The 14,310-nt window shown below is 71.8% G+C and carries 15 protein-coding genes; 9 read left to right on the top strand and 6 right to left on the bottom strand.

The window, feature by feature from the left end; genetic code table 11:
* Positions 1–34 precede the first annotated feature (34 nt).
* The 3 genes from AN215_RS20475 (at position 35) to AN215_RS20465 (ending at position 2,422) form a co-directional block, all read left to right on the top strand.
* Entirely contained in the window at positions 35–436 is a 402-nt protein-coding gene (locus tag AN215_RS20475; RefSeq protein ID WP_070012226.1) for an ectoine synthase, read from the top strand.
* 106 nt (positions 437–542) lie between these two features.
* Complete coding sequence (gene thpD / locus AN215_RS20470) at positions 543–1,442, top strand: ectoine hydroxylase (protein WP_070012225.1); 900 nt, start codon at positions 543–545, stop codon at positions 1,440–1,442.
* 137 nt (positions 1,443–1,579) lie between these two features.
* On the top strand, positions 1,580–2,422 hold the full coding sequence (locus AN215_RS20465; protein ID WP_070012224.1) for an urea carboxylase-associated family protein: 843 nt from the start codon (positions 1,580–1,582) through the stop codon (positions 2,420–2,422).
* Positions 2,423–2,461: 39 nt separating this feature from the next.
* Here AN215_RS20465 and AN215_RS20460 read toward each other — a convergent pair whose 3' ends face one another.
* Complete coding sequence (locus tag AN215_RS20460) at positions 2,462–3,994, bottom strand: aldehyde dehydrogenase (NADP(+)) (RefSeq protein ID WP_070012511.1); 1,533 nt, start codon at positions 3,992–3,994, stop codon at positions 2,462–2,464.
* 121 nt (positions 3,995–4,115) lie between these two features.
* Here AN215_RS20460 and AN215_RS20455 point away from each other — a divergent pair, with 121 nt between their 5' ends.
* Together AN215_RS20455 and AN215_RS20450 are read left to right on the top strand one after the other, a co-directional pair.
* The gene (locus AN215_RS20455; protein WP_070012223.1) at positions 4,116–4,886 is read left to right on the top strand and encodes an IclR family transcriptional regulator; all 771 of its coding nucleotides are present in this window, start codon (positions 4,116–4,118) and stop codon (positions 4,884–4,886) included.
* 26 nt (positions 4,887–4,912) lie between these two features.
* Entirely contained in the window at positions 4,913–5,353 is a 441-nt protein-coding gene (locus AN215_RS20450) for a DUF952 domain-containing protein (RefSeq protein WP_070012222.1), read from the top strand.
* Positions 5,354–5,480: 127 nt separating this feature from the next.
* Here the strand turns inward: AN215_RS20450 and AN215_RS20445 are convergent, their stop codons facing one another.
* The 3 genes from AN215_RS20445 to AN215_RS20435 all read right to left on the bottom strand — a co-directional run bounded on the left by AN215_RS20445 (position 5,481) and on the right by AN215_RS20435 (position 8,623).
* Positions 5,481–6,065 carry a carboxymuconolactone decarboxylase family protein gene (locus AN215_RS20445; RefSeq protein WP_070012221.1) on the bottom strand — a complete coding sequence of 195 codons (585 nt, stop codon included), beginning with the start codon at positions 6,063–6,065 and terminating at the stop codon, positions 5,481–5,483.
* Positions 6,066–6,182: 117 nt separating this feature from the next.
* On the bottom strand, positions 6,183–7,538 hold the full coding sequence (locus AN215_RS20440) for a hypothetical protein (protein WP_070012220.1): 1,356 nt from the start codon (positions 7,536–7,538) through the stop codon (positions 6,183–6,185).
* Complete coding sequence (locus AN215_RS20435; protein ID WP_079123223.1) at positions 7,538–8,623, bottom strand: 5-dehydro-4-deoxyglucarate dehydratase; 1,086 nt, start codon at positions 8,621–8,623, stop codon at positions 7,538–7,540. Before AN215_RS20435 ends, AN215_RS20440 begins: the two co-directional genes overlap by 1 nt.
* Before the next feature lie 290 nt (positions 8,624–8,913).
* Between AN215_RS20435 and AN215_RS20430 the strand changes: the two genes are divergently transcribed.
* Positions 8,914–9,723 carry an NAD-dependent epimerase/dehydratase family protein gene (locus tag AN215_RS20430; protein WP_070012219.1) on the top strand — a complete coding sequence of 270 codons (810 nt, stop codon included), beginning with the start codon at positions 8,914–8,916 and terminating at the stop codon, positions 9,721–9,723.
* A gap of 66 nt (positions 9,724–9,789) precedes the next feature.
* The gene (locus tag AN215_RS20425) at positions 9,790–10,119 is read left to right on the top strand and encodes a GlsB/YeaQ/YmgE family stress response membrane protein (RefSeq protein ID WP_070012218.1); all 330 of its coding nucleotides are present in this window, start codon (positions 9,790–9,792) and stop codon (positions 10,117–10,119) included.
* Positions 10,120–10,155: 36 nt separating this feature from the next.
* Here the strand turns inward: AN215_RS20425 and AN215_RS20420 are convergent, their stop codons facing one another.
* A complete protein-coding gene (locus AN215_RS20420; RefSeq protein WP_079123222.1) occupies positions 10,156–11,004 on the bottom strand; it encodes a polysaccharide deacetylase family protein in 849 nt (282 codons plus the stop codon).
* A 144-nt stretch (positions 11,005–11,148) separates the two neighbouring features.
* A complete protein-coding gene (locus tag AN215_RS20415) occupies positions 11,149–11,760 on the bottom strand; it encodes a TetR/AcrR family transcriptional regulator (protein ID WP_070012216.1) in 612 nt (203 codons plus the stop codon).
* Between the two features lie 146 nt (positions 11,761–11,906).
* On the opposite strand from AN215_RS20415, the gene AN215_RS28800 reads away from it, so the two are divergent.
* Together AN215_RS28800 and AN215_RS20410 are read left to right on the top strand one after the other, a co-directional pair.
* Entirely contained in the window at positions 11,907–13,082 is a 1,176-nt protein-coding gene (locus AN215_RS28800) for a DMT family transporter (protein WP_245694564.1), read from the top strand.
* A complete protein-coding gene (locus AN215_RS20410; RefSeq protein ID WP_245694563.1) occupies positions 13,012–14,163 on the top strand; it encodes a TerD family protein in 1,152 nt (383 codons plus the stop codon). The genes AN215_RS28800 and AN215_RS20410 overlap by 71 nt, the downstream gene beginning before the upstream one ends.
* Positions 14,164–14,310 lie beyond the last annotated feature (147 nt).

The raw sequence follows: 14,310 nt of genomic DNA, 5'->3' as shown, positions 1-14,310 counted from the left end.
CCCCGTAATGAAGAGAGAAAGGTACGCCAGAACCGTGATTGTTCGTTCTTTCAAGGACATCGAGGACACCGACCGTCACATCAAGTCCGCATCCGGTACCTGGGAAAGCAAGCGGATCGTGCTGGCCAAGGAGCGTGCCGGCTTCTCCCTGCACGAGACCGTGCTGTACGCCGGGACGGAGACGTCGATGTGGTACGCAAATCACATCGAAGCCGTACTGTGCGTCGAGGGCGAGTCCGAACTCACCAACGATGAGACGGGTGAGAAGCATCTGATCACCCCCGGGACGATGTACCTGCTCGACGGGCACGAGAAGCACACGATGCGCCCCGTCACCGACTTCCGGTGCATCTGTGTCTTCAATCCGCCCGTTACGGGCCGGGAGGATCACGACGAGAACGGCGTCTACCCGCTTCTCACCGAGCCTGACGACTGAGCCCCACGGCTCGGCCGGCACAGGCCGCTCAGGCGGCTCCGGTCGCCGCGGCTTCGGCCGCTCGCCCACCGAACAGGGCCGTACGAGAGGAGAGGAAGGCAACACCATGACCACCGCACCCGAGCGCACCGCCGACCTGTACCCGACGCGCGGAGCCACCGAGGTGGCCACCCCACGCATGGACCCCGTCGTGTGGTCCGAGGCGGGTACTCCGGGGCCCATCGAGGCCGCGGTCCTGGCGGAATACGAGCGGGACGGGTTCCTTGCGGTCGACCAGCTCATCACCCCCGATGAGGTCGACATGTACCGCATGGAACTGGATCGGCTCACCACGGATCCGGAGGTCCGTGCCGACGAGCGCTCGATCATCGAGCCGCAGTCGGACGAGATCCGGACCGTGTTCGAGGTGCACAAACTCAGTGAGGTCTTCGCCGACCTGGTGCGGGACCCGCGTGTAGTGGGCCGGGCTCGACAGATCCTGGGATCGGACGTCTACGTCCACCAGTCCCGGATCAACGTCAAGCCGGGCTTCGGTGCCACTGGCTTCTACTGGCACTCCGACTTCGAGACCTGGCACGCCGAGGACGGACTCGCGATGATGCGAACCGTGTCGGTCTCGATCGCGCTGACCCGGAACTACGACACCAACGGCGGCCTGATGATCATGCCGGGGTCGCACAAGACCTTCCTCGGCTGCGCGGGCGAGACGCCGAAGAACAACTACAAGAAGTCCCTGCAGATGCAGGACGCGGGCACTCCGTCCGACGAGTCCCTGTCCAAGTTCGCCGACGCGCACGGCATCAAGCTCTTCACGGGCGAGGCCGGTTCGGCGACCTGGTTCGACTGCAACTGCATGCACGGGAGCGGTGACAACATCACTCCGTACCCGCGGAGCAACGTGTTCATCGTCTTCAACAGCGTGGAGAACGAGGCCGTGGAGCCCTTCGCGGCGCCGGTCCGCCGTCCCGAATTCATCGGGGCGCGTGATTTCACCCCGGTGCGGTGACGCGGCGCGCGGCGCGCTGAGTCCGCTGGATGAGGGGGGAGGCCGCATGACGGCTTCCCCCCTTTTCCGCCGGGCGGATCTTTGATGTGATCTCTGCCGGAACGGTCCATGGACCCCTCCGGAAGGAGAGCACAGTCATGGCCGGCACTGCCGCCGCCTACCAGGCCGAAGAGGGCGGTCCGCTCGACGTCGACCGCGCCTTCTACGACAGAGTCTCCGCGGACGCGGGCCGCGAACTCGTGGACAGCTTCACCGTTCCCGTGCGTTCAGGCCGCGCGTGGGAGGTGCCTGCCGGACATCTGTGCCGTCTGGTGACGGTGGACGGGCCCCAGGTCGGCGACCTCAACGTATGGAACCGGCACGACCCGCGCGAGCGGCTGTGGGCCTCCCGCACGCGGCAGTTGCAGCGTGCGCATGTGAGCGTCCACGACCGGCTGTGGTCCACGCTGCCCTTCCTGCGCCCGCTGCTGACCGTCACCGGCGACACGCTCGCCTCGTACGGCCGGGACGCCGAGGGCGGCAGGGTGCACGACCTGCTGGGCACGCGCTGCGACCCGTACGTCAACCGCATGCTGACCGGTGAGGACTTCGACTTCCACTGCCACTCGAATCTGGTGCGGGCCGTACTGCCGTACGGACTCACGGAGTTCGACGTGCACGACGTGCTGAACGTCTTCCAGTGCACCGGACTCAACGAGGACGACCAGTACTTCATGAAGGACTGCCCCGCACGGCCCGGCGACCACTTCGAGTTCTTCGCCGAACTGGACCTGCTGTGCGCGCTGTCGACGTGTCCGGGCGGCGACCTGTCCGTACCGATGTGGGGGCCGGGGTCCGATGTGGACCCGGTGGAGTTCTGCCATCCGATCGGGGTGGAGATCCACCGCGTCGACCCCGGGCTGCTCACCGGCTGGGCGCCGCCGGAGCGGGCCGCCTACCGCGGACTGCACGGCATCGCCCGCCCCGACTGGCGCAGTTGAGCACCGGGCGCCGCCGACTCCCTTGCGCGTCAGCGGCGTTCAGTTCTCCCAGCGGCCGTCCACGCGACGCGGCAGCCCCAGCGGGTTCGCGTCACGCAGCTCCGGGGGCAGCAGCGCCTCCGGCGCGTCCTGGTAGGCGACCGGGCGCAGCCAGCGCTCGATGGCAGTGGCACCCACGGAGGTCGACGTGGACGTCGTGGCCGGGTACGGCCCGCCGTGGTGCTGTGCCGGCGCGACGGCGACGCCGGTGGGCCAGCCGTTGACCAGGACACGGCCCGCCAGCGGCGTAAGCGCGGCGAGCAGCCGCGTGCCCTGGCCGCCGTCGCCCGCCGCCTCGGCACCGCTGAGGTGCAGGGTGGCGGTGAGGTTGCCGGGCAGCCGGGAGAGCGCCGCGGTGACCTCGTCCTCGTCCCGGTAGCGCGCGACGACGGTCACGGGCCCGAAGCACTCCTCCAGCAGCAGCTCGTACTGCGGCTGCGAGAGCTTCTCCGCGGGGACGGTGAGAAAGCCGGCGCTGACCGAGTGCTCGTCCTCGCCCGCGCCCGCGGGTACGGGCGAGGCCACGCCCTCCAGTTCGGCACGGGCGCTGATTCCGGCGAGGAACGCCTCCCGCATACGGGCGTCCAGCAGCGGGCCCTGCGCGGACTTGCTCACCGCGTCCCGCAGGGCGTCCAGCAGGCGGTCGCCGGCCTCGCCCTCGGGTGCGAGCACGAAGCCCGGCTTGGTGCAGAACTGGCCCGTGCCCATCGTCATCGAGCCGGCGAGGCCCTCCCCGATCTCCTCGGCGCGCTCGGCCGCGGCGGCGCCCGTGACGACGACCGGGTTGAGGGAGCCGAGTTCGCCGTGGAAGGGGATGGGCGTGGGCCGTGTGACGGCGGCGTCGAAGAGCGCGCGCCCGCCTCGTACGGAGCCGGTGAAGCCGACCGCCGTGACCAGCGGGTGCTTGACGAGTTCGACACCGGCCTCGAAGCCGTGCACGACGCTCAGCACGGCCTCGGGCAGGCCCACTTCGGCCGCGGCGCGGCGCAGCGCGGCACCCGTCAGCGCGGACGTCGCCGGGTGGTCCGGGTGTGCCTTGACGACGACGGGGCATCCGGCGGCGAGCGCGCTGGCGGTGTCGCCGCCGGGCACGGAGAAGGCGAGCGGGAAGTTGGACGCGGCGTACACGGCGACGACGCCCAGCGGGATCTTGTAGCGGCGCAGGTCGGGGCAGGGCGGCGTCGCGTCCGCGTCCTTGTGGTTGATGGTGACGCCGAGGTAGGCGCCGTCCTCGATCTCGTCGGCGAAGGCGCGCAACTGCGCCTGGGTGCGGGCCAGTTCACCGGTCAGCCGGGGCCGCCCGAGGGCGGTCTCCGCGTCGGCGGTGGTGATGATCTCCTCGCTCGCCGAGCCGAGCTGCCCGGCGGCGGCGCGGAGCAGCGCGGCCCTCACGGTGCGGTCGGCGAGCGGCTCCCTCGCGGCGTGTGCCGCCCGTACGGCCGCGTCGACCTCGCCGGCCGTCGCCTCCGTGCCGACCTGTTCCCGCTGCTTTCCGGTCCGGGGGTCGACGCTCCACACTGGTGCTGCTGCCACCGCGATTTCCTCCTGCCACGTGCTTGTCTCTGCGGAGACGGCGTTCGATATGCTGAACACCATCTCTGTCAGTGAACCTGCCGGGGAGCCTATGAGCGCCACAACAGAGGGGTCAAGGACGATGTCAGCTGGCGAGACGGGTGCATCGCAGGTCAAGTCCGCCGTGCGCACTGTGGAGCTGCTCGAGTTCTTCGCGGGAAGGCCGGGGATGCACTCCCTCGCCGACGTCCAGGAAGCGGTCGGGTACCCCAAGTCCAGTCTCTACATGCTGCTTCGGACCCTCGTCGATCTGGGCTGGGTGGAGACGGACTCCACGGGCACGAGGTACGGAATCGGCGTGCGCGCCCTGCTGGTCGGCACCTCCTACATCGACGGGGACGAGGCCGTGGCCGCGGCCCGGCCGACCCTCGACCGGCTCTCGGACGACACCACGGAGACCATTCACATGGCGCGGCTCGACGGCACGAACGTCGTCTATCTCGCCACCCGCCAGTCGCAGCACTATCTGCGTCCCTTCACTCGCGTCGGGCGCCGGCTGCCCGCGCACTCCACGTCCCTGGGCAAGGCGCTGCTCGCGACGTACGACGACGAGCAGGTGCGCAAGATGCTGCCCGGGACGCTCTCCGCGCTCACCGAGAACACCCTCACCGACCGCGAGGCGCTCATCGAGGAGCTGGCCCTCGTACGGGAGCAGGGCTACGCGGTCGACCGCGAGGAGAACACACTCGGGCTGCGCTGCTTCGGCGTCGCGATCCCGTACCGGACGCCCGCCCGGGACGCCATCAGCTGCTCGGTGCCCGTCGCCCGGCTGACGCCCGCGCACGAACAGATGATCAAGGACGCGCTCTTCGACGCCCGCGACCGGCTGACCCTGGCCACGCGCCGGCTGTGAGCGGGGCCCGCGGCTAACGTGGGGGCATGGCTGAGCTGTTGCACATCACGGAGCGTTCCGTGTGGGAGGCCGCCCGAGCGTCGGCGTCCGGCACGTACGAGATGTCCACGCGGGGCCTCACCCTGGAGGAGGTCGGGTTCATCCACTGCTCGCAGCGGCACCAACTGCCGCAGGTGGCGCGGATGTTGTACGGCGGACAGGACCCGGCGGAACTGGTGGTGCTCGTCATAGAGAGCGAGCGGATCTCCGCGCCGGTGCGCTACGAACCGCCGGAGCCGGCGGCTGCCTGCGCTGGCGACGCCAACGACGCGGACGGCGCGGACGGCGCGGACCGGGCGGGCGGCTCAGAGCGTCCGGAGGACGCGGCGGCCGGCGGGGCCCAGTTGTTCCCGCACGTCTACGGGCCGCTGCCGGTCTCCGCGGTCGTCGCCGAGGAGCCGTGGACCTGGAACTCCCCGGAGGTCTGACCGTTCGGCGGCCGTGCACCCGTGCGGTGCACGCCGCGGGCGGCCACGTCCCTCACTCCGCGCCGCCCGCGGCCGTACGGCCCGCAGGCCTCCCCCGGCTCAGGTCCCGCGGCTCACGTCCCCCGGCTCAGGAGGTCGCGGCGCCCCTCTCCCCCTTCTGCACGGGCCGCACCGCGCACTGGTCGGAGAAGCCCTGACCGGTGAGGCCGAGGGCGGCGTTGATGCGGGAGCGGCTGTTCTCGACGGCGACCATCGCGGTCAGCTCGACGAAGGCGCTCTTCCCCAGCCTGCCGATGAGGGCCTCCGCCATCTCGTCGGTCACCGTCGGCTCGGTGTCCGTCATCGCCTCGGCGAACTCCATGACGAGCAGCTCCAGTTCGGTGAAGCGCTCGCGGTGCTCGCGCCAGGCCGGCACGTACTGGATCTTCTCCATCGGCATGCCCAGGTCCTCGGCCAGCCAGTAGCCGAAGTCCACGCACCAGGAGCAGCCGATGCGGGCGGCGGAGACCATCTCGGCGAGGTGCTTGAGGCCCGGATCGAGGTCGCGCCACTTCGCGATCCGGGACTCGTACAGGAGGGTGGCGCTCAGCACCTTCGGGTTGTGCGCGACGGCCCTGACCGGGTCCATGGCCTTGCCGTACTTGCGGCGGGAGTACCACTCGGCGATGCGAAGCGAGATGCCTCGTGGCGGATCGAGCGAGATGCGTGCCATGGCTGGCGCTCCTTCGTCCCTTGGTTCGCGGGTGTCCGTTCCGGAGCGTGCGTGCCGTGCTCCGGCTGACACCTGTACGACGGGACGGCGCCCGCGGATGTGACACGCGCCGGTGGGTCACCCTGGCGGGTTGCCGGAACCGGCGTCCGCGGCGAGGCCCCGCAGGGCCTCCGCCACGGCCGAGAGGTCGGATTCCGGGGCCGGCCCGGCGTGATAGAGCCGCAGCTCGTCCGCGCCCAGAGCGCGGGCGTGAGCCGCGTCGGCGGCGAGGGTGTGCGGGGAGCCGCCCATGCCGGAGACGACGGTGAAGTTCGCGGCGACGGTGAAGGCCCGCGCCCCGGCGTCCCCGCCCGCGCCCTCGTGCCCGTGTCCCCGGGCGGCGTACGGCCCGAACGGGCCGAGCGCACCGGTGCGCTCGGCTGCGCCGCCGGTGCAGGGCACGACCACTCCGTCCGCGTCCTCGACGGCCTCGGCCGGTGCGATGCCCGCGTTCGCACCGACCCGGTGCGCCGCCGGGTCGGCGTGCAGCAGCACGCGGAAGCCCTGCCCGGAGTCCCCGCCGGATTCACGGCCGGGGTCCTGACCCGCTCCGGCCCGGTCCGCCGCGGCGCTCCGCACCGCCGCGACCGCCTCCCTGCGCAGCCGGCGCGCCGCCTCTCCCCGCCAGGACGCGCAGACCGCGGCCGAGTCGTCGCCCAGCAGCTCACGTACCCGCGCCCACTCCGCCTCACGGGCGCCGCCCGCCGCGTCCGTCTCCGTCGCCGCCGCCGGTGCTTCGCCGTTCCACACCGGCTCCAGGGCCGCCGCGACCCGGGCCCGAAGCTCGTCCGGACCGGCGCCGAGCGAGGTGTACCCGTCCCGGCACACCTCGCAGAAGCACAGCGACATCAGGTACTGGGCGGCGCCGTCCAGCCGGACTCCCGCGGTCTTGTCGTGCGCGCTGAGATGCGGCCATCCGTACCAGCCGCACGACTCCAGCTCCGTACCGCTGGTGTGGGGCCGCACGGCCGCCTCGCCCGCCAGGGTCACGGCGTATTCGCGCACCTCCGGGCGGGCGATGCACGGCGCCCAGGGATAGCGGTCGCCGTAGGCGTTGCGGACGGTGACGTGCCCGTGCTCCTCGCCGAGGCGGGAGTTGTGGGCCAGCACGACCCAGGAGTGCACTTCCAGACCGGCCTCGCTCAGCGCGCGTGCCGCCTCGCCGTACGCGCCGCCAGGATGGTCGCTGTTCACCCAGCCCTGCTCGTACGGGCGCAGCCCCCGACCGCGCCAGTTCTCCGTACGGGGCGGGTAGAGCACCGCGGAGTGCCGGGCGGTGACGACGCGGTGGCGCGGATGGCGCGGCGTGAGGGCCCGCACGGAGTGATACGCGGAGGCGAGGGTGACCTGCTGGACCCCGAGCGCCGCGAGGCGCCCCGGCGCGTCGGGGTCGCCCACGACGTCCCAGGGGTAGACGAAGGCGCCGGCCCGCATCAGCGGGCGCCGCCGTCCGCGTTCGGCGCCGCGCCGCCCCCCGGCCCGTCCACGGGTCCGTCGCCCGCGACCAGCGCGAGCCCCCGCTCGATCAGTCCGGCCAGCTCCCTCACATGTGCGGCGGAGGGTTCGGACAGCGGCGGACGCACCTCGCCCACGTCCTGGCCGCGCATCCGCACGCCGGCCTTCACCAGGGAGACGGCGTAGCCGCGGCCGCGGTCGCGGAGCTCGACCAGGGGACGGAAGAAGCCGTCGAGCAGCCGGTTCACGCAGGCGTCGTCGCCCGTGGTGAGCGCACGGTGGAAGGCGAGGGCGATCTCGGGGGCGAAGCAGAAGACGGCGGAGGAGTAGAGGGTCACGCCCAGGCTGCGGTAGGCGAGGCCCGTCTGCTCGGCGGTGGGCAGCCCGTTGAAGTAGCGGAAGGAGTCCGCCACTTCGGCCGGCACCTCGGTGCGGACCGCGCTGATGATCCGCTGCATCAGGTCGAGATCGCCGTGACCGTCCTTGAGCCCGATGACGCCCGGTGTGCGGGCGAGCCGCGCGACGGTGGACGGGGCGAAGACGGCGTTGTCGCGCTGGTAGACGATCACGTCCAGGGAGGTGGCCGCCGCCAGCGCGGTGTAGTGCCTGAGCAGCCCTTCCTGCGAGGGGACGACGAGATACGGCGGCATCGCCAGCAGGCCGTCCGCGCCCGCCTCCTCGGCGAGCGAGGCGAACTGGCGGGCGAGGGCCGTGCCGTAGCCCGCGCCGGCGACGACGGGCACCCGGCCCTGCGCCTCGTCGACCGCCGCGGCCACGCAGTCGTGGAACTCCTGCGGCGTGAGCGCGTGGAACTCACCGGTGCCGCAGCAGGCGAAGACGGCTCCCGCGCCCGCGTCCAGGCCCCCGCGCACATGTGCGCGGAACGCGTCGAGGTCGAGCCCGCCGTCGGGCCCGTACGCGGTCACCGGAAAGAAGAGCAGTCCTCCGAGGCGTTCGGCGAGCGGCCGGCGCCCCGGTGCCGCCGCCCCTGACGAGGAGGACGACGAGGACGACGAGGACGACGAGGCCGAGGACGCTGAGGAGGACGAGGCGGGTGAGGTCATTGCGCGCTCCTGCTCGGGGCGGTACGGAGGCGGGTCACGGCGCCGCACCGCCCACACCCCCGGATGCCGTACACGTTCGTACACGTTTCTGATCTGCGTCTATATTTCTGAACACACCAACGGTAGGCCAGCCCGACCGCACAGGTCAAGGCCGCACCGGGCGTCTGCCACCTCATCGGGCGACCGCCGACGACGGCTGCGACCTCTGCCCGGCCACCCTTGACGCCTCCGTCGAGCCTCCCTAGCGTGTCTCCATATATGAACCGTGTCTATGGACGGAGAATGCGTCGATGCCCGCTCCCCGCACCGTCCTGCTCACCGGCGCCGCCGGCGGCCTCGGCACCCTGATGCGCGGCCTGCTTCCCCGCCACGGATACCGGCTGCGCCTGTTCGACGTACGCCCCGTCGAGAGCGAACCCGGCGCCGTCACCGCGGACCTCGCCGACACGGACGCCCTGCGCGCGGCCGTACGGGGCGTGGACGCGGTGATCCACCTCGCGGGAATCTCCCTGGAGGCGCCCTTCGAGAAGATCCTGCACTCCAACATCGAGGGCACGTACCGGCTTTACGAGGCCGTGCGCGAAGAGGGCGTGCGCCGCGTAGTCTTCGCCTCCTCCAACCACGCGGTGGGCTTCACGCCCCGCCCGGCCGACGGCGGCCCCCTCATCCCCGTCGCCACGCCGCACCGCCCCGACACCTACTACGGCCTCTCCAAGTCCTTCGGCGAGGACCTCGCACAGCTCTACTGGGACCTGCACGGCATCGAGACCGTCTCCGTACGCATCGGGTCCTGCTTCCCCGAGCCGACCTCCGTGCGGATGCTGTCGCTGTGGCTGAGCCCGGCCGACGGCGCCCGCCTCTTCCACGCGGCGCTGACGGCGACGGACGTACGCCACACGGTGGTCTACGGCTCGTCGGCCAACACCCGCCTGTGGTGGGACCTTTCCTCCGCCCGCGCGCTCGGCTACGAACCGCGTGACGACTCCGAGCCGTACGCTGCCGAACTCATCGCGAAACAGGGAGAACCGGACCCGGACGATCCCGAACACGCCCGGCTCGGCGGGCACTTCTGTACCCGGCCGCCCATCTGGCCGCACTGAAGGAGCAGTCGGGGGGCATGATGGACCAGAACCGATCACGCAGGTCGCTCACGGGGAGGGCCCACCATGAACTTCATCGCAGACACCGATCCGGAATCCGCACTGTCGGGACTCATGGACTCGGGGCTGCTCAGCTGGCTGATCCTCGGCCTGATCGCGGGCACCGTCGCGAAGGTCATCCTTCCGGGACGCGACCCGGGCGGCCTGTTCGGCACGATCCTCATCGGCATCGCGGGCGCGTTCATCGGCGGCTGGCTCTCCTCCACGTTCCTGGACCGCTCCGTGGACCGGGACTTCGTCGACCCGGCGCTCTGGGTCTCGGCCATCGCGGGCTCCCTGGTGCTGCTCATCGGATACAGGATCTTCTTCGGCCACTCCCGGGAGCGCCGTCGCTGAGAGCCGCGGTCGCCCCGAGCCGCTGACGGCGGGCCGTCAGCCGCCCCAGCCCTTCCCCGTACGGTCCTCGAACACATCGGTGTCGGACGGCAGTACGGGCGTGTAGCCGGAGTCGATCAGCCGGGGAAGGAAGTCGCGCAGCGCGGCGACCGTCTGCGAGCGGTCTCCGCCCCCGTCATGGGCGAGCAGGACCGAGCCCGGGCGTACGGTCTCCAGGACTGTCGAGGTGATCTCCCGCGCGCCGGGCTCCTCCCAGTCGCACGTGTCCACCGACCAGCCGAGCGGGCTCATGCCGAGGGAGGCCGAGATCCCCAGGGCCCGCTTGTTCCACTCGCCGAAGGGGGCGCGCGCCAGGGCCGGCGCCTTGCCCACCGCACCCTCGACGACGTCGCAGGTGCGGGCGAACTGTTCATGTATCTCGTGGGAACGCATCCGCGTCAGCAGCGGGTGGCTCCAGGAGTGGTTGGCTATCTCGTGACCGGCGTCGGCTATGGCGTTGAGCAGCCAGGTGTGGGCGGCCGCGTCACTGCCTATGACGCAGAAGGTGGCCTGCACACGGCAGCGCCGCAGCACCTCCAGCACCTGAGGGGTGTAGACGGGGTCGGGCCCGTCGTCGAAGGTCAGGGCTATCTCGCGCCGGCGCGTGTCCAGGGTGTGTGCGACGGACGTGCTTCCGCGCACCTTCGGGCCTGTCTGGCTCACCTCCGGCTGCAGCCGGTAAGCCTGCGGGCGTGACGCGGGACGCGCGTGGCGCATCGCGTGCCGGGCGCCCCCTTTCGCGTCCGCGCCGGAGGAGCCGGAACCGCCCCCCGCGGCGTGCGCGCGGTTCGCGGCGCAGGCGCCGGCTATGAGCATCCCGCCGAGAAAGACGCGTCTGGTGTTCATGCGTGTCTCAGATGTCATGCGGGACGTACTGCCACGCCGGAGCGTAGTCACACGTAATCGGACGGTGACGCCGGTGGATTCCACCCGGATGCCGCAGTACGCCTCCGGCTCCGGCGGAAGTGCCTCTGCTATTGGACCTGTCTGCTACTGGGCCTGCGCGCCCGCGCCGCCCTGGCAGCCCTCCCGCACGAGGGCACCGCGGGCCATCGAGCGGGCGGCGGCGACCGGCCCGGCCACGACGTGCAGTCCGCCCAGCACCGTCGCCCCCTCGTGCAGCAGCACGAGCTCGTCGGCGAGCCGGCCGGGGTCGGCGGCGCCGGCCTCCACCGCCAGCTCCCGCAGGAAATCCCGCAGCCAGCGCTTCTGCCCGGTGATCACCTTCCGGCCGGGATGCCGCGGATCGGGCAGCTCCGCCGCGGCGTTGACGAAGCCGCAGCCCCGCGGGTTCTCACGGCGCACCCATTCCTCCAGGGCGTCGAAGGTGCGCAGGATGCGCTCACACGGACCCGCGCCGGCGTCACCGGAGAGCACCCGCGCGGTCAGCCACTCCCGCCAGCGCTCATCACGCTCTCCCAGGTACGCGGCGACCAGGGCCTCCTTGGAGCCGAACCGGTCGTACAGGGTCTTCTTGGTGACACCCGCCTCCTTCGCGATCAGGTCGACCCCGACGGCCGTGATGCCGCGCCCGTAGAACAGCTCCGCCGCCGCGTCGAGGATCTTGCGGGCCGCCGGCGTGAGCTCCGCCGCCTGCGTCATGGGGCCTCCCTGCACCGCGCTTGCATTAAACCGATCTGTTTAGTTCACTCTATACCCGGAGAGGTAAACAGATCGGTCTACCTCATTGATCCCGGCCCGATGACAGCCCGACGGCAGGACAGACCGTCCGACGACAGGAGCAGCCGATGCCTCCTCTCCTCCGCCCGCGACCCCCGGCCGGTGCCGCCGGCACCCACCTCACCGGCGCCGGGCTCGTCGTGATGTGGAGCTCCGGCTTCATCGGCGCGGAACTCGGCACCCGGCACGCCCCGGCGGACACGCTCCTGATGTGGCGCTTCCTCGCCGCGGCCGCACTCCTGGGGGCGGTGGCGCTCGTACTGCGGCTGCGGCGGCAGCGGCTGCGGACAGCGCGGCAAGGCACGCAGGGGGACGGTCACGACGAGGGCCGGCTGCCGCCGCGCGCCCTCGCGGAGCAGGCGTTGATCGGCCTGCTCTCCCAGGGCGCCTACCTCGGCGCCGTCGTCTGGGCGGCGGGCCTGGGCGTGCCGGCCGGATCATCCGCGCTGATAGCCGCCCTGCAGCCGCTCGTCGCCGGTGCTCTCGCGGGCAGGCTGCTCGGCGAGACGGTCACGCGACGCCAGTGGGCAGGGCTCGCGCTGGGCCTGGCCGGGGTCGCGGCGGTCGTACGGGACGACCTCACCTCGGCGTCGGCAGCGCCTCTCGCCTATCTGCTCCCCTTCGCGGGGATGGCCGGCCTGCTGGCCGCCAGCTTCCTGGAGCGCCGTGCCCGCCACCGGGTCGGCGCCCTCGACGCGCTGCCGGTGCACTGCCTGGTGAGCGCGGTCGTCTTCACGGCGCTCGCCGCCGGCGCGGGCGACGGGCACATGACTCCGCCGGTCACCGGGGCCTTCTGGCTGGCCGTGGCCTGGGTCGTGGTGCTCTCCACCTTCGGCGGCTACGGCTTCTACTGGCTGAGCCTGCGGCGCAGCGGCGTGACCCGTACGAGCGCGCTGATCTATCTGACGCCTCCCACGACTGTCGTCTGGGCGTACGCGATGTTCGGGGAACGCCCCGGCCTGTTCGCCGTCGCGGGGATGGCGGTCGCGGTGCTCGGGGTCGTCGTCGCGGTACGCACCCCCGCTCACGCGCGGGAGCGGAGCCGCACACAACCGGCACCCACGACGCCGCCGGCAAAGGAACCGCAAAGCACGGCCGCTCGTTACGACCGGCATGACGGCAATGACTCCCGGCTCGAACCTCCCGCTCAGCACTGCCCAGGTGGCGGTGGAGGTGACCGCACCGTCCCGCCTGGACGTCTCAGGACTGCTCCTCGGCGAGAACGGAAAGGTCCGCTCCGATGACGACTTCGTCTTCTACAACCAGCCGGCGGCACCCGGCGTGACGCACAGCAGCGGTGGCGCCGACGCCATCACCGTCGACACCGCCAAGGTGCCGGCCGATGTGCAGAAGGTCGTGGTCACGGCGAGTCCCGACGCTCCCGGCGCGTCCTTCGCGGGGATCGAGCCGACCGCCACGGTCCGCGACGCCTCCACGCGGGAGGTGATCGCCACGTTCACTCCGCCCGCCCTCGGCAACGAGACGGCGCTCGTCGTCGTCGAGGTCTACCGCCGCGGCAACGACTGGAAGGTCCGTGCCGTGGGCCAGGGCTACGCCAACGGACTCGGCGGCATCGCAACGGACTTCGGCGTCAACGTGGAGGAACCGGCCGCGCCGGCGGCCACCCCGGCACCCGCCCCCACTCCCCAGGCGCCCCCGCCGCCGCAGGCCCCGCAGGCCGTCCCGGCTCCCCCGCCCACTCCCGCGGCCCCGGCACCGGCTCCCGCGGGCAGCGGCAAGATCAACCTCGACAAGGGCAAGGTCAGCCTCCAGAAGAACCAGACGGTCTCGCTCACCAAGGGCGGCAGTCCGGTGCTCAGCAGCGTCCGTATGGGCCTCGGCTGGGAGCCCGTCTTCCGTGCGGGCGGCCGCGCCAAGGAGATCGACCTGGATGCGTCCGTCATCGCCTACGACGCCAATCGCAAGAAGGTCGACGCCTGCTACTTCGGCAAACTCGCCATCCTGAACGGCACCGTGCAGCACTCCGGCGACAACCTCACCGGAGAGGGCGGAGGCGACGACGAGGCCATCACCGTCCACCTCGGCAACCTGCCGCCCCAGGTCTCCGGCCTGGTCTTCACCGTCAACTCCTTCTCGGGGCAGAAGTTCACCGAGGTGGCCAAGGCGTACTGCCGTCTCGTGGACGCCGCCACCGACCAGGAGCTGGTCCGCTTCGACCTCAGTAACGCCGAGCCGCGCACCGGGGTGCTGATGTGCAAGCTCGTGCGGCAGTTCTCCGGTGAGTGGGACATGACGGCGCTCGGTGAGTACGTCGACTCCCGTACGGTGCGCGGCATGGTCAAGCCGGGCGGGGCCGCACTCTGAGCCCCGGCGAGCCTTAGCGCCGCGAATCCGGGGTACCGCGAGGGCACGGACACACGAGTGCGCGTACGCCCTGCGGGCCCCGGTTCGCCGTGCCCGGCTCCCGGCTCGCGGTGCCCCGGCCGCACGGGGCCGGACGGCTGCGCGTTC

It is taken from the genome of Streptomyces abyssalis, assembly GCF_001751365.1.
Lineage (GTDB): Bacteria > Actinomycetota > Actinomycetes > Streptomycetales > Streptomycetaceae > Streptomyces > Streptomyces abyssalis.
Note: the sequence above shows the minus strand (reverse complement) of the source record. Positions and strands in the feature narration are given on the sequence as shown.